Origin of the sequence: Paraglaciecola sp. L1A13 (assembly GCF_009796745.1) — a bacterium.
Taxonomy (GTDB): Bacteria; Pseudomonadota; Gammaproteobacteria; order Enterobacterales; family Alteromonadaceae; genus Paraglaciecola.
The window spans coordinates 2,977,659-2,998,056 of the sequence record NZ_CP047024.1; the positions used below are offsets into that span (position 1 = coordinate 2,977,659).

Annotated in this window: 16 protein-coding genes, 1 other RNA gene and 1 pseudogene; 12 read left to right on the plus strand and 6 right to left on the minus strand. The window is 41.8% G+C overall.

The window, feature by feature from the left end; translation table 11 throughout:
* Positions 1-37 precede the first annotated feature (37 nt).
* Complete coding sequence (locus GQR89_RS12495) at positions 38-1,183, minus strand: FAD-dependent oxidoreductase (RefSeq protein ID WP_158770346.1); 1,146 nt, start codon at positions 1,181-1,183, stop codon at positions 38-40.
* A 319-nt stretch (positions 1,184-1,502) separates the two neighbouring features.
* Between GQR89_RS12495 and GQR89_RS12500 the strand changes: the two genes are divergently transcribed.
* From GQR89_RS12500 to GQR89_RS12510, 3 genes are all read left to right on the plus strand, one after another.
* The gene (locus GQR89_RS12500; protein ID WP_158770347.1) at positions 1,503-3,146 is read left to right on the plus strand and encodes a response regulator; all 1,644 of its coding nucleotides are present in this window, start codon (positions 1,503-1,505) and stop codon (positions 3,144-3,146) included.
* Positions 3,143-3,421, plus strand: coding sequence for a hypothetical protein (locus tag GQR89_RS12505; protein ID WP_158770348.1), 279 nt, complete (start codon positions 3,143-3,145; stop codon positions 3,419-3,421). Before GQR89_RS12500 ends, GQR89_RS12505 begins: the two co-directional genes overlap by 4 nt.
* A gap of 427 nt (positions 3,422-3,848) precedes the next feature.
* Positions 3,849-5,252 (plus strand): MBL fold metallo-hydrolase RNA specificity domain-containing protein, encoded by a 1,404-nt coding sequence (locus GQR89_RS12510; protein ID WP_158770349.1) that lies wholly within the window; start codon positions 3,849-3,851, stop codon positions 5,250-5,252.
* A 309-nt stretch (positions 5,253-5,561) separates the two neighbouring features.
* Here the strand turns inward: GQR89_RS12510 and GQR89_RS12515 are convergent, their stop codons facing one another.
* Positions 5,562-8,603 (minus strand): FAD-binding and (Fe-S)-binding domain-containing protein, encoded by a 3,042-nt coding sequence (locus tag GQR89_RS12515; RefSeq protein ID WP_158770350.1) that lies wholly within the window; start codon positions 8,601-8,603, stop codon positions 5,562-5,564.
* A gap of 219 nt (positions 8,604-8,822) precedes the next feature.
* Here GQR89_RS12515 and GQR89_RS12520 point away from each other — a divergent pair, with 219 nt between their 5' ends.
* Positions 8,823-9,041, plus strand: coding sequence for a PGPGW domain-containing protein (locus tag GQR89_RS12520; protein ID WP_158770351.1), 219 nt, complete (start codon positions 8,823-8,825; stop codon positions 9,039-9,041).
* A 154-nt stretch (positions 9,042-9,195) separates the two neighbouring features.
* Here GQR89_RS12520 and ppsA read toward each other — a convergent pair whose 3' ends face one another.
* Positions 9,196-11,571: a phosphoenolpyruvate synthase gene (ppsA, locus tag GQR89_RS12525; RefSeq protein ID WP_158770352.1), complete on the minus strand. Its 2,376-nt coding sequence runs from the start codon at positions 11,569-11,571 to the stop codon at positions 9,196-9,198.
* Between the two features lie 211 nt (positions 11,572-11,782).
* Between ppsA and GQR89_RS12530 the strand changes: the two genes are divergently transcribed.
* Positions 11,783-12,595 (plus strand): pyruvate, water dikinase regulatory protein, encoded by an 813-nt coding sequence (locus GQR89_RS12530; RefSeq protein WP_158770353.1) that lies wholly within the window; start codon positions 11,783-11,785, stop codon positions 12,593-12,595.
* Positions 12,596-12,839: 244 nt separating this feature from the next.
* Positions 12,840-13,523 (plus strand): DUF2461 domain-containing protein, encoded by a 684-nt coding sequence (locus GQR89_RS12535; protein WP_158770354.1) that lies wholly within the window; start codon positions 12,840-12,842, stop codon positions 13,521-13,523.
* Between the two features lie 59 nt (positions 13,524-13,582).
* On the opposite strand, the gene GQR89_RS12540 is transcribed toward GQR89_RS12535, so the two are convergent.
* Positions 13,583-13,909: an RnfH family protein gene (locus tag GQR89_RS12540; RefSeq protein WP_158770355.1), complete on the minus strand. Its 327-nt coding sequence runs from the start codon at positions 13,907-13,909 to the stop codon at positions 13,583-13,585.
* Complete coding sequence (locus GQR89_RS12545) at positions 13,909-14,337, minus strand: type II toxin-antitoxin system RatA family toxin (RefSeq protein WP_158770356.1); 429 nt, start codon at positions 14,335-14,337, stop codon at positions 13,909-13,911. The genes GQR89_RS12540 and GQR89_RS12545 overlap by 1 nt, the downstream gene beginning before the upstream one ends.
* Positions 14,338-14,462: 125 nt before the next feature.
* On the opposite strand from GQR89_RS12545, the gene smpB reads away from it, so the two are divergent.
* Together smpB and ssrA are read left to right on the plus strand one after the other, a co-directional pair.
* Positions 14,463-14,942, plus strand: a complete 480-nt coding sequence (smpB, locus tag GQR89_RS12550; RefSeq protein WP_040515319.1) for an SsrA-binding protein SmpB — start codon at positions 14,463-14,465, stop codon at positions 14,940-14,942.
* A gap of 351 nt (positions 14,943-15,293) precedes the next feature.
* Positions 15,294-15,650: a transfer-messenger RNA gene (gene ssrA / locus GQR89_RS12555) on the plus strand.
* 239 nt (positions 15,651-15,889) lie between these two features.
* On the opposite strand, the gene GQR89_RS12560 is transcribed toward ssrA, so the two are convergent.
* Complete coding sequence (locus tag GQR89_RS12560; protein ID WP_158770357.1) at positions 15,890-16,306, minus strand: hypothetical protein; 417 nt, start codon at positions 16,304-16,306, stop codon at positions 15,890-15,892.
* Between the two features lie 556 nt (positions 16,307-16,862).
* On the opposite strand from GQR89_RS12560, the gene GQR89_RS12565 reads away from it, so the two are divergent.
* From GQR89_RS12565 to GQR89_RS12575, 4 genes and pseudogenes are all read left to right on the plus strand, one after another.
* Positions 16,863-18,035 (plus strand): HAMP domain-containing sensor histidine kinase, encoded by a 1,173-nt coding sequence (locus tag GQR89_RS12565; protein WP_158770358.1) that lies wholly within the window; start codon positions 16,863-16,865, stop codon positions 18,033-18,035.
* Between the two features lie 965 nt (positions 18,036-19,000).
* Entirely contained in the window at positions 19,001-19,501 is a 501-nt protein-coding gene (locus GQR89_RS12570; protein ID WP_158770359.1) for a fasciclin domain-containing protein, read from the plus strand.
* Between the two features lie 179 nt (positions 19,502-19,680).
* Positions 19,681-19,957: pseudogene (locus GQR89_RS21750) on the plus strand (transposase); the annotation flags it as partial.
* Positions 19,958-20,139: 182 nt separating this feature from the next.
* Positions 20,140-20,334: a hypothetical protein gene (locus tag GQR89_RS12575; protein ID WP_158770360.1), complete on the plus strand. Its 195-nt coding sequence runs from the start codon at positions 20,140-20,142 to the stop codon at positions 20,332-20,334.
* The last annotated feature ends 64 nt before the right edge of the window (positions 20,335-20,398 follow it).

Consider the following 20,398-nt stretch of genomic DNA (forward strand, 5'->3'; position numbering starts at 1 on the left):
GCTATTTTTTATATTAGCGGGCTCAATATCAACGCTATTAGTTTAAACCCATAGCGTATTTCATCACTTGATGTTTAATAACACCGCCGTGATTAGCGAGTTTAAACCCTAAATTTCGTATGACTTTAAATAGTGGGTTGCGCTGTTTGAAAGTACCGTAGATCACATCCATAGCACTCATCATCAGTAAATTATCTTTGCGCCTGATAGATTCGTAGCGTAACAAGTCTTTAACCTGTGGCTGCTCGTTACCAATGCATTCGAGTAGTACTGCTACATCTTTAAAACCTAGATTAACGCCTTGCCCAGCTAAAGGATTAATAGCGTGCGCAGCATCCCCAATCAGTACCGCATGCTCCTTCACATATTGATTAGCGTGAATTCGCATCAGTGGGAAATGTGCTGTTTTTAACACATCAAAATCTACCAATTCTTCCGGAAACGCCTTTATTATTTCTTGCTTAAGTGCGACCGGCGGTAACGTTTTTAAGCGCTTTATATTGTCACTCGTGTTGTACCACACCAAAGATGCAAACTGCGCATACATGGGAAGGAATGCGACGGGTCCAGTTGGTATGAATTGTTGCCAAGTAATGTCTTGTTGGGGTGCATGGGTAATAATCTGAATGGCAAACGCTTGCTGGCTATATTGCCATCCTTGCGTACCGATACATGCGGCTTCGCGTACCTGTGAACGCAAACCATCTGCGCCAATCAACCAACGGCAGCTCAGCACACGCTTATCCGTTAGGTGCACTAACGGTTTATCACCAGGTACTATCTCTTTTACCGGACTATCACAAAACCAAGTCACATTAGTAAAGTCGGCTAGTGCCTGATGCAAGCCTAATTGTAATACGCGATTCTCAATAATATAACCAAGACGCGGCGTGTTGATATCGTCGCTTACAAAATCAGTGCGACAATCTGGTCGCTCCCACACCGACAAACGCGCATAACTGCAGGTGCGCATTTGCTCTATATACTGCCATGCACCAAGCGATTCGAGTAACGCTTGAGATGTCACACTAATAGCTGATACACGTATGTCTGGTTCATCGCTGGGTTCAAACTCTTTTGGCATATGCGTCTCTATCAACGCAATGGAAAAGCCTTTTTTAGCTAGACCTAATGCGGTTGCAGCACCGATCATGCCGCCGCCAACTATACAAAAATCAAACACCTAACCTTCTCTTATCATTGGGTTTTCCAATGAGATTGCCATAAAAATTAAAAATATTTTAGCTAATTTAACACCTAACTAAATTATCACAGATCACATTTTTCACAGTAACACCCAAGTGACCATTTAGGCCAATTCGAATACAAAACTTATACTTAAGGATAAGATCCTATAACTAAAGTCTACAAATTATCTGTATCTTATACACGTACTCATAAAAGGTTAATATTTTAACCATCGGCAATTTACTATGGTATTACTTTGCGTCAAGCGCAGCACTCAAGCACCTTATGTAACGGACACTAAAGGTACATAGATCATGAATTATTCTGACAAACGCGTATTGATCGTAGACGACCAGCGACCCTTTTTAACATTACTTCGTGGTGTAATAAACAATATGGGTGCGCAGTCCGTCGTGGCTGTACAAAATGCAGATTCAGCTCTCGCAGCCTGCAAAAAAGAAAAATTCGATATAATTATCTGTGACCTACACTTAGGCTCAGGTAAAAAGAACGGTTATCAGTTCTTAGAAGAAGCCAGACAAAAAAACCTCGTTAAGCCAGAAACGGTATTTGCCGTTGTGAGTGCAGACTCTGAACGCCCCATGGTATTAGGCAGCGTTGAAAAACAGCCAGATGACTATTTGATTAAGCCATTCTCCCAAGCACAACTCAATTTACGCTTATCTAAAGCGTATCAGAAACGCATTACGCTGAGTTCCATCTATCATGCCATGCAAAAAAATGACACCTCAGGGGCGATAGCGGCTTGTCGACAAGCTATTATGTCGGGTACTCGCTATACCAAAAGCTGTTGTAGATTACTCGCCGAACTCTACTGGAAAGCAGGTGAGTACGTACAAGCTAAGCACATGTTGACGCCGCTGTTAGCGCAAAGCCCTCATCCTTGGGTGAGCATTGCACTGGCTAAAACAGAGATGTATCTTCAGCAATATGACGACGCTATTACACTTGCAAAAGATGTACTCTCGCGTAATCCATTACTGTTTGAAGCATACGATATTTTAGCCCAGTGTTACGTAAAACAGTTGAATTACGCTGATGCACTCACAGCAATTGAAAAGGCAATCTCCCTTGCGCCTTTTTCCGTTGAGCGCCAGTTAGCGGCTTGCAAAATTGCCAGACAAAATCAAAACTACGAGATGGTCAAGTTGCGCAGTCTTGATGTATGGGAGCAGTCTAAGAAATCAATTCATCGCGATATTTCCCATTTATGTAATTACTTTCGAAGTATTTTGGACGCCGCCGAAAACTGTACAGATAAACATATTCGCAGCAAATATCAGCACGAAATGCTGACAGCTATTGCACGCTACCGCCACGACGAGGCGTTAGCCAGAATTGATGAAGATTTTGACTACGGTATTTATGAGAATATTTTGACCGCACGTATCAGTGTTTTAGACGGACGTTTATTGGAAGCAAAGCGCATATTGAGCGAGTGCCAACAGCAGATAGCAATCCGTTTCGAAGAATATCCAACCGCTTTTGCTCCGGACTCTATCAAAGTACTGTTAGATTTAGGCGAGTATGACGACGCAGATCGCCTTAGTCAAAAACTGGTAACAAGTGGTAAACGCTTGGATGAGAGTACCCTGTTATCATTAAAAAGCAGTGTTGAAAAAGTTGCTCAGCGTAAAGGACTTTATCAAAGCTTCAATAAACTGGGGGTAGAACATTATAACAGCGGGCGTTTTCAAGAGGCTCACGGCGCGTTTGCTGAAGCACAAAAAGTTGCCCCAGTGCATACGGGTACCGCCCTTAATATATTGCAATGTAATCTTAAACTTATCGCGCAAATGAAAAAACCAGAAACCCGTGCGATTAATACCTTAAAACAGATGTATCGTCATTTGAAAAACATGGTTATGCTTGAATCTCACCAACAAAAATTCGAATCACTTAAAAGTGATCTCGGTAAATATGTAGAGGTAGCATGAGAATACAGTTACTGATCGCAAGCACACTTATCGTCACCAGTCTTACAGGCTGCGTTAATCAGCAAAAACCCTGTGAAGATATCCTTGAAGTTAAGCGCCAAGAGCAGCAATGCACAGAATGGCGAAAAACGATGGACAACAAACAATATCCACAACAAGCCCTAACCGCTAAAAAGCACTACGAAGAAGCGTGCGTAAATTTACGCTACTATCGAGACGGCTACGATACTATCTGTAAAGGTGAAGACAAAGCCATCGGCGAGAAAAAAGACTAATTGTATGCAGGGAAAAACGCTCGAATATTGTTAGTCAGTTCTAATTTATCTCGAGCTGATTCGTTCTCCAATTAATACCTCGTCATTGAGCACTCGAGTTAATTTACCCGTCGACTGTATATACAGACTATGTGTACAGGCTGTGTGTACAGGCTGTGTAAAAAAGTAGCCTTCCCTTTAACGAAACTCATTTCTGCGTTGCTTCTGCCCTATTTCAGCCGTTTTTCTGCTCGGCTGCATTAGCCCTCTAGTCCTGTTAATCAGCATTGCCATTAAAAAATGTTTAGATTAAACGAAATTCATACGCCAAAATTCACCCAATAAGTAAAGTCACAGAAACTAGATCCAAAACAAAGTATTTACCGTTAAGCGAGCTACATTATAGATAGGCGATATAAACAATTTTCTCATTTAAAAAGGGATCACCATGGCTATTATTTATTTTTGGGGCGCGGCACAAGAAGTAACGGGGTCTTGTCACTTGATTGAGTCAGCTAGTTTCGGCAAAATTTTACTTGATTGTGGTATGCATCAAGGAGGCAACTCCATTGAGCGCATAGGTGATAAAGGGTTTCCTTTTAATCCCGCGTCTATTGGCGCAGTCATTCTATCTCATGCCCACCTCGACCATAGTGGTATGTTACCCAAACTAGTCCATGACGGCTTTACTGGACCGATATACTGTACGTCAGAAACGGCTGAATTATTGGTGGTGATGCTCAAAGATTCGGTCAGTATCTATATGGGAGATTTAGCGCGCGAGAACCGCCGATTAGCTCGTAAGGGTAAGCCTTTAGTTGAACCAGAATACTCTGAAGAAGATGTTATGCAGGTACTAACGCAGTGTGAACCTCAAAGCTACAACAAGGGATTTACCGTAGCAGACAAGGCAACCGTTTGTCTTCATGATGCAGGCCATATTCTCGGTTCAGCCATTGTCGAACTCAGTTTTGAAGAAAGAGGCGAGCAGAAAAAACTGGTATTTTCCGGCGACCTAGGTAACAAAAGTGCAGTATTGATGAAAGACCCTAGCATACTGACTAAGGCCGACATTGTCTTGATGGAAAGCACCTACGGTGACCGCAATCATAAATCTATCGATAATACGGTATCTGAGCTTAAAACGATTTTACGCAACACAGAAGAACGCGGCGGGAATATCATGATCCCAGCTTTTGCGGTGGGGCGTACCCAAGAGATATTGTTTTATTTGGGTCAACTACACCAAGAAGGTTTATTAGACAACTGGCAGGTTATTCTCGACAGCCCTATGGCAATTGAAGTCACAAGGGTTTACGACCATTGGTTTAGCGCACTAGATAGAGATGAAATTGAACAAGCAAGTCCCCATGCACAGTCCATATTAAAAGATTTCATCCCTCGCTTATTTTTATCAGTGACGCCAGACGAATCCATGATGATTAATAAGATGAAAAAAGGCGCGCTGATTATTGCCGGTAGCGGAATGTGTACCGGAGGACGAATACGCCACCATTTTAAACAGCGTATTTGGGATGCACGTAACAGCATTATTTTTTGTGGTTACCAAGCAAATGGCACGTTGGGACGCCTACTCGTTGACGGCTTACAACACTTAAAACTATTTGGCGATGATTATGTGGTTAAAGCACAGATCGAAACCCTTGGCGGTTTTTCGGCCCATGCTGGGCAAAGTGAACTAATAGAATGGGTTGCTCATTTTGAGAATTCACCCAAAGTTGTTTTAGTCCACGGTGAACCCAGAGCTCAAGAGGCTTTAGCGCAAAAATTATGGACCGATAAAAACATCAGAGCCGTCATACCAAGCCTAGGCCAAAGTTTAGTTTTTTAACGGTGGTTAAGTCTGCTTTAGTACTTAGAGTACTTAGACAACAATAGAATTAATAGGCCGTGGAACCGAAAAAGCAAAGCGATGTATTACAAACCCAGCTGGCTTTACCAAAGGTTGAAAAATACTGTCGTTAGCTAGCTTCGGCCGACTCGCTTCGTGTGTCTATTTTAATGCCGCGTTGGCTTTTATCTAAGAGTTCAGATCTCAGTTATAAACCAGTATTAACAAAGCCCCTATTCATTTTTTGTTAACAGCATAAACAAGGCAATGAATACTGGGTATTCCCCGCCCTTTTTTACATCCCGTGATTTAAGACAAGTGCGCCAGCATAGCCTGCAACGGATGTTTCGGTTTATGCCCTTCAATTCGTGCTACCTGACTACGACAAGAATACCCAGTTGCCAAAATTTGCTTGCTATTAAAGCGGGCTATCGCTTTTTCCCAACTTAATGCATATATGCCTTTAGATTGATCTAGATGGCTCGCTTCATGACCAAACGTACCCGCCATACCACAGCAACCTACCGCAATGGGCGTAAGCGTCATCCCCATTCGCTGGAATAATTGCTGCCAATGCTTTTCGCTTTCCGGTAGTGCTGTTTTTTCACTGCAGTGGCCGAAAAAGGCGTATTCGACCTCTGTTAATTGACCTTTATCTGGAAATTCAATATTCGCCAGCCATTCATGCACCAGTTTCACCTCGAAGTGCCCTCTGGTATCACCAAGTACTGTTTTATATTCATCTCGGTAACACAACACTAAAGAGGGATCGACGCCAATCATAGGAATATCTAGCGGAAGGATTTTATTTAAAAAGTCAGCACTATCCTTGGCAGTCGCAGCAAACTCTTTCAAAAAGCCTTTAACATGCTGAGGCTTACCATTAGGTTTAAAGGGTAACAATATGGGCTCGTAACCCAAGCACTCCACCAATTTCACTAAATCACTGAGTAGATCAGCTTCATAAAAACTGGTAAACGGGTCTTGTACAATCAGTACTTTTTTAGCGCGTTCTTTGCCACTTAATGCTTGTAGCGTACCTAAATCAAAACGACTGGCTTGATGACCCGCAAGCTGTTTTTTTAGTGAAGGCGACGACAATAATGGTGTGTCCACATACCCCACTGACTTCTTGATCAGGCTGTTCATCCATCCTTGCTTCAAAAAGAAGTTGACCATTTTAGGCGCTTTAGCCATCAAGGGGGCCATCGCTTCAATATTGCCGACCAAATAGTCTTTAGCGGGACGCAAATAACGCTGATAATAGAGCGACAAGAAGCGTGCACGAAATGTTGGCACATCTACGCTCACTGGGCATTGGCTGGTGCACGCCTTACAGGCCAAACAACCGTCCATCACTTCCAATACCTCGTGAGAAAAATCAGTCGACTGGGCTTTACCCATAGAATTATTGAGCCGTTTAAACCAGCTCTGGCTCTTGGCATTTCGCTCAAGGGCGTTCACATCCACATTATGATTAGCCAGTAGGCGTAACCATTCACGCATAGCCCCCGCTCGTCCCTTAGGGCTATGGCGCCTGTCAGACGTTATTTTACTCGATGGGCACATAGGTGATGTGGTGTCATAGTTAAAGCACAAGCCGTTACCGTTACAACTCATGGCGGGCTCGAACGCATCACGCACTTCAATGGGTATTTGCCTATCAAACTCTCCGCGCTTAACCCCAGCAACGCTGACTAACGAAGCAGTGCTTTCGTAAGGCGTGCATATTTTGCCTGGATTCATCTTATTATGCGGGTCGAACACGCTTTTGATTTTTCGCAGTTCTGTATAGAGTTCTTCACCAAAAAACGCCGGGGCATATTCGCTGCGATAACCTTTGCCATGCTCTCCCCACAACAAACCACCATACTTGGCGACTAAGGCTGACACTTCATTGGAAATGTCGGGGATCATTTTCTCTTGCTCAGGATCGCACATATCAAGGGCTGGGCGTACGTGTAATACCCCAGCGTCTACATGACCAAACATACCGTAGTTGAGGTGCCTAGCATCGAGTAAAGCACGAAATTCCATAATAAAGTCAGCAAGGTTTTCAGGCGGTACCCCGGTATCTTCAACAAAGGCTAACGGTTTTTTGCGGCCTTTGGTTTTACCTAACAGTCCAACTGACTTTTTACGCATCGCATAGATTTTGCCGATATCGACACTATCAAAGGTAATTTGATAGCCAATGACCCCATCTTCATTGTTATCCAGGGCGGCATCTAATTTACTGCAGAGCTGGGTAATTTTATCTTGTAGTTCATCATCAGAATCACCGTTGTACTCAACCATGTTTAAGCCAAGCACTTCTTTGTTTTCAACCTCGGTGATCAGATCCTTTACCTGATGCCAGATAATATCTTGCTTGGCTAAATTCAATACATTGCTATCAACTGTTTCAACTGACGTTGCTTGCGCAGCCACCATATGAGGCGCATGACGAAGTGCTGATTCAAAGGAATCGTATTTAATATTTACCAAGGCTTTATGTTTGGAAATAGGCGTCACGTTTAACTTAGCTTCGGCCACAAAGACTAATGAGCCTTCAGAACCGGTAATTACGCGGCTTACATCAACCATTGATAAATCATCACTTAACGCATGCTCTAAATCGTAACCGGTTAAAAATCGATTCATGCGCGGGAATTTAGCCAGAATTTGTTCCCGCTTATCAACGCAGGTTGCAAGAATTTGCCTAACTAAACGCCCTGTGGTGGTGTTGATTTTCGCGACTTGCTTGGCTTCCTCCATGCTCATGGGGGATGACTCCAGCAGTGTTCCGTCGACTAATACAGAGGTTAGCCCTAATACGTGATCACTGGTTTTACCATACACCAATGATCCCTGACCGGACGCATCAGTACTGATCATACCGCCAATAGTGGCACGGTTACTGGTAGACAAATCCGGCGCAAAAAATAAACCATAAGGGCGCAACGCATCGTTTAATTGGTCTTTAACGACACCTGCTTGTACCTTCACCCAGCGTTCTTGCGGATTAATTTCCAGAATATGATTCATATGCCGCGACACATCAACGATAATGCCCGATGTTAAAGACTGACCGTTTGTGCCCGTACCACCGCCTCTCGCGCTAAACGTGACATCAGCATATTGGCTAGCAAGTTCACCGATAATTTTTAGATCAGCTACTGATTTTGGCAACACAACAGCCTGAGGAAGAGATTGATAAATGGAATTGTCTGTCGCAACAGCTAAACGGCTGGCATAACTAAACTCAATATCGCCACTAAATTCGCTGCGCCTCAAAGCCGATAAATAAGCTTGATAATTAGATTGCGGGCCGGTTTCAACGTTTAAAGCAGGTAATTCAAGTTGTGCCATAATGTTCTTTATTCTCACGGTTCATCAATTGCGCGGTATTATACAACCCATGGGCCTATAACAGCTAATACGTGTTTCGAATTAATTAGCTCTTATCCGATAAAAATAATTTAATATCCTGCATTTTTGCACAATCTTCATACTCAGTAACAAGTGGTTTGTTGCAACTTCGGTACTTGTGACGTAAAAAGTAATGATGAAAAAAGGAATATTTAAACCGTGAAACAAATACGTATCGGACTTGGCGCATTGTTGCTGCTTGCAGGCATCGTCTTATTTATCATACCTGGCTCAATGCTTTTGGTGCTGGCGGGTTTATTACTACTCAGTGTTGATGTGCCCTTGGCCAGAACATGGCTAAAGCGCTGCCAAAGCACCATGAGCCGTTCTTCGGCTAAGCTTGACCGTTTAATACTTAATCGCAAACTACGTAGTTAAACCCCATATTAGTGCAATTGTTACCCAGCTAAGCCAATAGCTTATACCGACATAAAAAGTATTAGAAATTAAAAAGGCTGTCATATGACAGCCTTTTACGTGTAGGGCACTGATTTTCTTATTATTCTTGCTCAGTGGTGTATTTTAGCGCTATTTACTTCGCGTGTTTTTCCCCTAAGTACAACCATGTTTCTACAACTGAATCAGGGTTTAACGATACGCTATCGATACCTTGCTCAACCAACCACGCTGCTAAGTCTTCATGATCAGATGGGCCTTGACCACATATTCCCACGTACTTGCCACGTTTTTTAGCGGCCTTAATGGCCATAGCCAATAAAACTTTTACCGCTGGGTCACGCTCGTCAAACAAATGCGCAATAACACCTGAATCACGGTCTAGGCCGAGGGTTAATTGGGTTAAATCGTTTGAGCCAATAGAGAAACCATCGAAGATGTCTAAGAACTGATCAGCCAGTAATGCATTGGACGGTAATTCACACATCATAATAACGCGTAAACCATTCTCCCCTTGCACTAAACCTTGCTCAGCGAGTAGTTCAATAACCTTGCGACCTTCTTCAAGCGTTCGTACGAACGGGATCATGATCTCAACGTTCGTTAAGTCCATGTCATTACGCACCCGTTTAATGGCCTCACACTCGAGTGCAAAACAATCACGGAAGTCTTCAGAAATATAACGACTTGCCCCTCTGAATCCCAACATTGGGTTTTCTTCATCTGGCTCGTATTGGTAGCCGCCAACTAAGTTGAAGTATTCGTTAGATTTGAAATCAGACATACGCACGATCACTTTCTTAGGTGAGAATGCAGCGCCGATAGTCGCGATCCCTTCAACCAATTTCTGCACATAATACTCAACAGGAGATTCGTATCCAGCGATCATTTCGCTTATTTCTTGTTTGAGTTCTTCAGGCTGATCATCAAAATGAAGCAACGCCTTAGGATGCACACCAATCATTCGATTGATTATAAACTCTAAACGCGCAAGGCCCACACCATCGTTAGGCAAGCGAGAAAAGTCGAATGCACGATCGGGGTTACCCACGTTCATCATCACCTTCAACGGAATTTTAGGCATTGAATCAATTCGTGAAGTGACCACATCAAAATCAAGCACATCACCGTAAATAAAGCCTGTATCGCCTTCAGCGCATGACACAGTGAGTTTATCGCCATTTTTGATTACGTCTGTGGCGTTACCACAACCGACTACCGCCGGAATGCCTAGTTCACGCGCAATAATTGCGGCATGGCAAGTACGGCCACCACGATTAGTCACAATCGCAGATGCCTTTTTCATAATCGGTTCCCAATCGGGGTCAGTCATATCAGTTACTAAAACATCACCCGCTTGAATTTTGTCCATCTCTTCGACAGAGCCAAGCACTTTGGCCACGCCTGCACCAATCTTATGACCGATTGAACGACCTTCACATACAACTTTCGCTTTGCCATTTAAACGGAAACGTTCAATAACTTGCATATCTTCGCGGCTGCGAACGGTTTCTGGACGTGCTTGAACAATATAAAGTTTGCCGTCGATGCCATCTTTGGCCCACTCGATATCCATCGCACGTTTATAGTGTTTCTCAATAATTTGCGCTTGTTTCGCCAACTCAAGTACTTCGTCGTCAGTAAGCGAAAACTTCATGCTATCGGCACTATCAATGTCAACGATTTCAACTTGCTTACCATGATTTAAGTCATCTGAGTAAATCATCTTGGTTAATTTGCTGCCAAGATTACGGCGAAGCACCGCTGGAAGACCTTTCTCTAAGGTTGGCTTATGTACATAAAATTCATCTGGGTTAACCGCACCCTGCACAACCATTTCACCCAAACCATAAGAAGAGGTAATAAATACCACGTCTTCAAAACCGGATTCTGTATCAATGGTGAACATCACACCTGAAGCGGCGCAGTCACTGCGTACCATGCGTTGAATACCAGCAGATAATGCTACGCCTTTATGGTCGTAACCCTGGTGTACACGATAAGAAATAGCGCGGTCATTAAATAAAGAGGCATACACGTATTTGATGGCAACCATCACCGCATCAATACCTTTTACATTCAAAAAGGTTTCTTGTTGACCCGCGAATGATGCGTCTGGCATATCTTCTGCCGTTGCAGATGAACGTACTGCAAACGATGCTTCTTCACCGGCATCCCCTTGCAGAGTTTTAAACGCGGTGGTGATATCTGCTTCAAGCTCGGGTAAAAACGGTGTTTCAATAATCCACTGACGAATAGCTTTGCCTGCCTCACCTAATGCAGGAATATCGTCAACGTCTAAACTGTCGAGTAATGTGTGTATACGAGCCTCAAGGCCACTTTGCTCCAGAAAAAGATTAAACGCCGACGCTGTTGTCGCAAAACCACCGGGTACCTGTACACCAGCATTTGAAAGATTTGAAATCATTTCGCCAAGGGATGCATTTTTACCACCGACAACACTCACGTCGCCCATACCCAATTGCTGATACCAAAGTACATTTTCTTGCATTTAATTCGTCTCCAAGATGAACTCAATTGTGTAAGCTGCCAACAATGACAACCCCAGATAGTTAGTCAAAATGATGCTCGCAATACACTAAAAAAAATTATATTTCTCAAGCGCCTAGCTTTTTACGAGAAGGATTTTAGAATGCACTCTAGTGGAAAGTAAAATTTAATTTCTTTCTGTAATTATATTACTACATTGTTAAGGAAATGTTATGCGAACGGCTTATTATATTTCAGATGGCACGGCGATTACTTCAGAGGTGTTTGGCCACGCATTGCTGTCATTATTCACGATAGAGTTCGAACATATCACCGTTCCCTTCGTCGAAACAGTGGAGCATGCGCAACAAGTTGTTAAAAAAATATCTGAAAGTTTTCAAGATGACGGTCAGCGCCCTCTGGTGTTTTACACCATCGTAAATATCGATGTGCGCAAAATAATCTCTAAATCAGTCGGTATTAACTACAATTTTCTCGACCAATTTGTTGCCCCATTAGAAATCATATTAGGTGTACCATCTAAGCCAGAAAAACATCGTACGCATAGTATTCACGAAAAGAATTATGACATCAGAATCGAAGCGGTGAATTACGCCTTGGCAAATGACGATGGCTCAAATTTACGTGACTACGGAGAAGCCGATATTATTTTGGTCGGCGTGTCCCGCTCGGGCAAAACCCCCACTAGCTTATATTTAGCGCTGCAATATGGGATCAAAGCCGCAAATTACCCATTTACTGAAGAAGATATGGGCGATATTCTTAAAATGCCTCCGGCCCTAAAGCTTTTCAAAGACAAGTTGTTTGGCTTAACCATAGAAGCCCAGCGTCTGCATCAAATTCGCTCAGAACGTCGTGCAAACAGCCAGTATGCTTCGTTAAAACAGTGTCGTATGGAATTACGCGAAGTCGAAAACCTCTATCGCAAAGAGAAAATCCCATTTTTAAACAGTACTTTTTATTCAATTGAAGAAATTTCAGCCAAAATACTTGCCACAACAGGCTTACAACGTAAAAAACACTAACCAATCAACGTGTCGCGTGCATCAGTAAACAACCAAGCAAATTGCCTAGCTGTTCACTCATAAACACCTTCGCCATGCACGTTATTGAATAAAGGTCTTAATGCTTGTCGTCTCCTACCTCGACGATCTGCATTATTGCCTCGGTTAAGCTTGCTAAAATCATGTAACAATTATCCCCCTTTAGTGACTTGATTTGCCTTAAACAAGGGGTAAGCTGGGCACAGATTTTATAAAAGGCCTGTCTATGTTTACGCATTTCTCCCCTTCGCTATTCACATTTTTACAAGAATTAGAGAAGCACAATGACCGCGAATGGTTCAATGATAATAAGCAGCGCTATGAAGATTTAGTTCGCGGCCCGGTACTCGAATTTATCAGTGAAATGCAAAATTGGATCCCGATGATTTCACCGCACTATGAGGCTTCGCCGAAAAAAGTAGGTGGCTCGCTGATGCGGGTATACCGAGACGTACGCTTCTCTAAAGACAAATCTCCTTATAAAACCAACGTGGGTATTCAATTTCGTCATGAAATTGGCAAAGACGTGCACTCACCTGGTTTTTACTTTCATATTTCGACTCATGAAATATTCTTAGCTGTGGGCACTTGGCATCCGCAACCCGATGCACTGCGAGCCATTCGAGAACACATTCAACGTAAACCGGCAGTTTATCAAGATGCCATTGAACACAAACCGTTTACCGAGTATTACCATTTAGCAGGTGACACACTCACGCGCCCGCCTAAAGGTTATGACACTGAATCACCGATGATTGAAGAAATTAAACGTAAAGATTTTATTGCCATGTGCCCGTTGACCAAAGAACAACTATTAACAGGCAATGTGTGTGAATTGGCCGCTACTCGATATGGTCGAGCACAGCCGTTACAGAAGTTTTTATGTGATGCGTTAGGGTTACGTTTTTAATTGATAGGCGAATAAGCTTCGTTTAATCCCTGAGACTGAAAAACAACCTTTTAGTCGCCTTAGGCACGACCGCCCGTAATCTTATTCGCTCGCCCTTCATCCTTGGCTTTTTCAGCTCGTCGACGCCGTGCTTCTTTCGGGTCGGCAATTAAAGGCCGATAAATTTCAATACGATCACCGTCTTGAGGCACATCCGTTAATTTGCAGGTGCGATTCCAGATACCGACTTTATTTTTGCTTAAATCAATATCATCGAAGCGTTGCATTATACCAGAGGCGTTAATCGCTTCTTCTACGGTATGCCCACGTTCTACTACGACCTCTAATAACGCTTGTTGACCAGGTAGCCCGTACGCCACTTCAAGGTTTATTTGCTTGTCACTCATTAATAAATCTCTTTTGCTCGCTTAGTAAAGGCAACCACCATATTAGACGCTATTGAATTAAATATTCGTCCAAACGCCATTTCCACTAAGCGACTGGAAAAAGAGAAATCTAAATTCAATTCAATTTTACACGCACTCTCTGTCAGTGGCTTGAATGTCCAGCCGCCACGAAGCTCAGAAAAGGGTCCATCGACTAAGTGCATTTTAATGTACTGGCCACGTGCTAATTCATTGCGCGTAGTAAACCATTGCTTTATGCCTGCTTTGGATATAAGTAACGATGCCTCCATGCTTTGTGGTGTTTCATCAAGCACCTTAGTTTGCGCGCAACCAGGTAAAAATTCAGGGTAACGCTGCACGTCATTTATTAAATCAAACATCGATTCAGCACTAAAAGCCACCAAGGCACTACGGGTCACATTAGCCATCAATTCCCCTTGAATTGAGTAAGTCTGTTTTTATAAGCGCAAAATTCTAGCATAAAATCATATATCTATTTCAATATCAGTGATTTTTGTTGTACCGCGAATAACAACCATTATAATACTTCCCCATGAATAGAAAGAAGTCAAAATCAGCCACAAGCAATACCATCGCTTTAAATAAGAAGGCACGGCACGATTATATCTTGCAAGATAAAATCGAAGCGGGCGTCGAATTACAAGGATGGGAAGTCAAAAGCATTCGTTCTGGGAAAGTAAATTTATCAGACAGCTACGTTACCCTTCACAAAGGCGAAGCCTTTTTAATTGGTAGTACCATTCAACCTCTCAACCAAGCATCAAGTCACGTGGTGTGCGAACCCATTCGCCGACGCAAACTACTGCTTAAAAAGCGCGAACTCGACAAGCTAATTGGCTCAGTTGAACGCCAAGGTTTTTCAATACTCGCTACCGCCATGTATTGGAAGAAAAACTGGGTAAAAGTCGAAATTTACCTAGGTAAAGGTAAGCACGAGCATGACAAACGTGATGCCGTTAAAGACCGAGACTGGGCAAGAGATAAAGAACGTATGATGAAACATAAAGTCTAGGCTGAGTGTTTTAATCAATATAAGAAGGCGCCTTAGCGCCTTTTATTTTTGGTTTATAGGCAAAACCTTCGTCTTTCCTAGTTGGGTGAATATAAATGTCAATCAACCCCAAAAGATAAGCGCGATCCTGATGCAAATTCAGCGTTAACCGGTGCATTAAATCTGCTTGCAAATTTACCTATTTACCCTATCGAGCAACAACTGGGCAAATCGCCCGTGTTTGCCTGTACAATCTTTAATCAAGCAGTGAGAACGAGCGAATTATTCGCGATTTTGCCTACGCATAGTAGTGATTTCCTCCGAGCCTGTGTTACAATGCTCGGCGTTGGTAGTTTGCAACCAACACGCTTTGGGGCTGATATTGGATTCGACAAGATTCTTGAGGCTTTAGGTGCATGCAGAGGAGCGGTTTGCCTCTATAAAAGCCGCATTTAAATAGTCGCAAACGACGAAAACTACGCACTAGCCGCTTAATAACCGGCAGTGCCCTTCCACTCATACTCTTTCTGCTAGTAGAGGTTCGGAAGGTCATCCCAGCAGGATAGCGAGGGAACCTTGTCTAAGGGTGAACCGCGAAATAGTATTAGGCCCGCTATGAGAAATCCTGTCTGCCGGAGTTCGAATTAGTTAAATAAAAGACAGAATAAGCATGTAGTACCGACGGTTAACGTTTTTTGGACGCGGGTTCAACTCCCGCCAGCTCCACCACATTTAGCCCCTAACTTTTAAAAAGTTAGGGGCTTTTTTATGTCTGGGTATCCACAAATTGTCCACAGATTAAAAATATCAAACCATGCTCTGCTGTTGAAGGTAGTTGTTTTGCAGCGATAAACGTAACGACGAGAAGTGACTTATGAGTTCGAGGAATAACACTTGAACGACTTAGTAATTACTTAGCCTTACGAAAGCTATGCATCCAATTATCAAAATAAAATCGAATTAGATGACTAACCGTTACCCGCTTTATTGGAATTCATATTTGCTGGTGTGGATACCTTTTTCAACCAAGTTTCCCCTTCATCTACGTTGGTGAAATACCTTACTTCGACATTTGTAAATACTCGATTAGTCTTTTCAAGAAGAGATTGCTGAATTGCGGTTTTGTATACGATGGCTAAATACTTTAAATTATTAGCATCCAACCAAACATTTAATTCCAATACATAGGGATGAATTTCAGGAGTGGCGAGCTCCCATTCAGTAAGATCGCATAAACTCGACCAATGATGACTTTTTATGCTACTAACAATTTCCTTGGTTTCTTTACTCCAACGAATGGCAGTTTGGTAATTCCAAGCGTCATAAGCTCTAAGTGTAAGGATATTGCCAGTTAATTCTAGTTCAAACGAACCATGTTCAATCATTTTCACCCTTATACGGTAAAGTTGACTACAACTGTGACGTAGCTTTATTGAAAATTCTAACTTTCACTAGATACAATATGCACACAGATTAATACTATTCACACGATATAGCTATTCTATAGATACGCACGCAAACCCAGTAGGATCAGCAACCAGTGAAAAATTTTTACTATCGAAAGGTAGAAGAAATGTTAGTCATTAATTAAAATCAACGTGCATCTAAGTGTCAACAGTAAAAGGTATACCTCATAAAAGGCTGAAACGTGTTTAGAACATTCTCGGTCATTCAGTAATACATAACTAATTACACAACTAGTGGATCGTTTAGTAACTATCTCTAGCCCTGTCCTTGTAAACTCTTATATAAAGTAAAGCAGCCTACCTAATTATAAATGTTAATGATTCGTGTTAAAAACTTGCGGTTAGTTGCTTGTCATTCTGTTTAATATAAATTATCTACAAAAACGTACAGGCGCTTTTACTGCGAAAATGAATCGCAAAAAGATGTGAGTCGCGAATAGTTATCGTGCATATGATGCAAAGTGAAGAGTATTTGATGAACCCGTTAATTGAAAAAGATATTCAGACTATTCAGTCTATAGAGGCTGTGCCTCACATAATGAAAATGCTGTCAGATGCGACAGGGCTGCGTTTCATTTGTATTGCACGAGTAACTGAAGTCAAATGGACAACTTGCGCAGTGCTTGATTTAGTTGACTTTAATCTCAACCCTGGTGACGAGCTTGAGATAACGACTACCTTTTGTAGTCAGGTTAGAAGGTCGAGCCAGCCAATAGTCATTGAGCACGCTCAAACAGATGCGCATTATAGCAAAAGCGAAATTCCCATTATGTACGGGTTTGAAAGTTACTTTTCTTTCCCTATTTTCAATTCGAATGGCGATTTTTTCGGCACGCTATGTGGTCTTGATCCCCTACCTGCAAAGTTAAAAACGACTGAAATTGAACATCAAATCAAGTCATTTGCTGAATTAATTTCTAGACAGATTGAAGTTGATCAGAGACTAAGCATTGCCGAGTCTGATTTATTTAACCAGAAGACCGCCTTTAAACTTCAAGAGCAATATATTGCTATTCTAGGTCACGATTTAAGGACGCCATTATCTGCACTCACAATGGGCGTCAGTTTCTTAAAGCAACAGGTTAAAGACGAGACCTCTCAGAAAATACTCGCTCGAATGGACAATAGCACAACCAGAATGACGCGCTTAATCAGTGATGTTATGGATTTGACCCGTGAGAAAATGGGCAATGGCATGGTGTTAAATATCAAGACGGTAGATAACTTGGAAGATACCTTAACACACACTGTTTCCGAACTATCCGGATTACATCCACAACGAGCTATACAGACCGATATTAATATAAAGGGTCTGGTTGATTGTGATCCTGAGCGTATTGCCCAGCTGTTATCTAATCTTTTAATAAATGCCATTGTGCACGGCGACCCAGCACAAATGATTGATGTTAAATCGACTATCAAAGACGGCATTTTCTTACTAAGTGTCAGTAATGGTGGCGAGCCGATAACGCCTGAAAAGATTGATAAACTATTTAAGCCCTTTTGGCAAAATGAAAGCAATAAGAAAACCGGGGGCTTAGGGCTAGGCTTGTTCATTGCGTCACAAATAACGTCAGCGCACAACGGAACGCTAACAGTGAGTTCCAACGAAAGCAAAACGGTTTTTACTTTTCAAGCAACCCTTTGAATGCAGCTGAGGATAAAGGATAGCTTTAATTCCTTGGTATTTGATTTATACAGATAATAATCACAATTCAGTCGCAATAATTGAACAAATTAGAGTGTTAAGTTTACCTTACTTTAGTGTCATATTGTCTGCTGACAGAAACTTGATAAGCTCTTAGCCCACGTATATTGTAAGGGTGTAAATCAACTTTAACTGTGTATTACATCACGTCAGCTTCACCAAATAGTGATAGAAAGGCTCTTCAGAAATGAAGAGCCTTTCTGTTTTTAGAGGATATATATCTCATGCCCAAAGTCAGTGTTATTAACTTATCTGTTTATGCTCCCAGCAACTAACACAATAATAAAAAAATACATTAAGGGCGAAAAGATTCATGGAGTCTGGACAGATTCAAAACGGTGACTATGTAAACCTAAGAGGTAAGGACAAGCAGCCTACCGAGATTAGTTTCTACCTACTAACTGCTTATTATTATTGTGGGTGTCTTTGTAATTAATTACCTCGGTTTCTACATCAAGGCATAACTCAATCACGAGCATCGTAAGTTATTGTTGTTTAAAGGGGGTTTCCGCGACTCTGTGCTTTTTGTGAACGCAGCGGTATAAGCACTTGCCCCATTAATGAAATAGGCAAAATCGCTGTCGATGCAAGTGGGTGGCAGCAAATACAATTTACCTATCCGTAGCGAATACTATTTGTAGTAAAAGTGCGTATTTGCTATTTCAATAAACACGGTAAACTTTTTTATTATCTGTAACGTATAGTGCCGCACTGTCTTCTTGGATTACTTTTTTTATTTACTTAAATCATTGTTTTAACTTATAAATTTTTATTTTTCTTTATGATCGAAGTGTCGTTTTTAGCGGTATCAAATGGTGAAAAATAAAGCACTTACCACAGCGACATTAATTAGTCACTGGTGGGTAAAACGAACTTGAACTAACTCAATAAACTAAGGAAAAATAATGAAAAGTACTCTATTAAAATTTATTTCTGCAGGCGTAGTATCACTTTCACTATTATCGGCTCCTGTAATGGCGAATCATCACAATGAAGCTAAAATGGATATTGTCGAGACTGCGGCGAGTAATTCAAATTTCACTACCTTAGTCACCGCAGTAAAAGCTGCTGGTTTGGTTGATACGCTGCAAGGCGCTGGGCCTTTTACGGTATTCGCTCCTACTAACGCGGCGTTTGAAAAATTACCCGCCGGAACGGTAGAAGAGTTATTGAAGCCAGAGAACAAAGACAAGCTCGTTGCTGTATTGACTTACCATGTTGTAGCGGGTGAAGTGTACGCCAAGGATGTGGTTAAATTATCTGAAGCTAAAACAGTGCAAGGCAGTAAAGTCATGATTAAAGTCAGCGATACTGGAGTCATGATCAACAATGCTAATGTTGTACAAACTGACTTAAAAACCAAAAACGGTGTAATACACGTTATCGATACCGTTCTGTTACCTTAGCCAATACATCACAATATAAGGCCATCTTTAACAAGATGGTCTTTTTACGTGTATTTGACGCTTTTATCTAAGCCCCTGCTCATAATATTAATAAAAAACTATAAGACACCCATTCTTAAAAGTTGAAAAATGACAGTTTCGCTCTAAGTTGTAAGGTATTCAAAAAATGATGGTCTGTTATGCCTCAGCTACCTAAAAGCCAAATTAGTCTAATTGACACCCCTTATTACCATTGTGTTTCTTGTTGTGTGCGCCGTTCATTTTTGTGTGGGGTGGCAACCGCGCTGTTGATAAATTCACAGGACAAAATTTTGAACACATAAGGGCATGGGTAGAAGATCGTTTGTTGCTGATTGGCTCTGAGTTTTCTATTTATAGCGCGGCTACCGTATATGGGCTTGTACCGTGATGAGTAATCATGCGCATGTGGTGCTGTATACGGATAAAGAACAAGCAGGCAGATTGACTATGGCATAAGTGCTAAGAAGTTGGCATCAACATAGACTGCTATGTTGATGCCTTATTTCCATCCTAATTCTTTAATAAATTTAATGAATATTTTGAACACCGAAGGTTTGCCTGGAACTGCCATATTGGCTACGCTTTAAGTAACTAAAAACAACCGAAAGGTATTTGTTATGTTTACTTTTTTACGCGCTATTTCTAATCGAGAGTTGTTGTTAGAGCAGATGCCTATCTTTTTTGTTTCTTTCCTTATAGCGAACACATTTTACAAATTTGGCAGTTTTGGTTTGGAAGTCATCGCTTTTCTCGCCACCTGGTTTGTAATTGATGCGTCAGTTCAGCTCTTACATAAGTTGCTAAAGAAATAAGTCATGATTTTCTGCTAACTGTGCATTTATAAAATCACTTTGTGGCAGTTATTCGAATGTTTGG

Excerpts from the sequence above, each read along its gene's own strand:
- GQR89_RS12500 (WP_158770347.1), top strand. The coding sequence starts at position 1,503 with ATGAATTATTCTGACAAACGCGTATTGATCGTAGACGACCAGCGACCC.
- GQR89_RS12505 (WP_158770348.1), top strand. The coding sequence starts at position 3,143 with ATGAGAATACAGTTACTGATCGCAAGCACACTTATCGTCACCAGTCTT.
- GQR89_RS12510 (WP_158770349.1), top strand. The coding sequence starts at position 3,849 with ATGGCTATTATTTATTTTTGGGGCGCGGCACAAGAAGTAACGGGGTCT.
- GQR89_RS12515 (WP_158770350.1), bottom strand. The coding sequence starts at position 8,603 with ATGGCACAACTTGAATTACCTGCTTTAAACGTTGAAACCGGCCCGCAA.
- ppsA (WP_158770352.1), bottom strand. The coding sequence starts at position 11,571 with ATGCAAGAAAATGTACTTTGGTATCAGCAATTGGGTATGGGCGACGTG.
- GQR89_RS12530 (WP_158770353.1), top strand. The coding sequence starts at position 11,783 with ATGCGAACGGCTTATTATATTTCAGATGGCACGGCGATTACTTCAGAG.
- GQR89_RS12535 (WP_158770354.1), top strand. The coding sequence starts at position 12,840 with ATGTTTACGCATTTCTCCCCTTCGCTATTCACATTTTTACAAGAATTA.
- GQR89_RS12540 (WP_158770355.1), bottom strand. The coding sequence starts at position 13,909 with ATGAGTGACAAGCAAATAAACCTTGAAGTGGCGTACGGGCTACCTGGT.
- GQR89_RS12545 (WP_158770356.1), bottom strand. The coding sequence starts at position 14,337 with ATGGCTAATGTGACCCGTAGTGCCTTGGTGGCTTTTAGTGCTGAATCG.
- smpB (WP_040515319.1), top strand. The coding sequence starts at position 14,463 with ATGAATAGAAAGAAGTCAAAATCAGCCACAAGCAATACCATCGCTTTA.
- GQR89_RS12560 (WP_158770357.1), bottom strand. The coding sequence starts at position 16,306 with ATGATTGAACATGGTTCGTTTGAACTAGAATTAACTGGCAATATCCTT.
- GQR89_RS12565 (WP_158770358.1), top strand. The coding sequence starts at position 16,863 with ATGAACCCGTTAATTGAAAAAGATATTCAGACTATTCAGTCTATAGAG.
- GQR89_RS12570 (WP_158770359.1), top strand. The coding sequence starts at position 19,001 with ATGAAAAGTACTCTATTAAAATTTATTTCTGCAGGCGTAGTATCACTT.
- GQR89_RS12575 (WP_158770360.1), top strand. The coding sequence starts at position 20,140 with ATGTTTACTTTTTTACGCGCTATTTCTAATCGAGAGTTGTTGTTAGAG.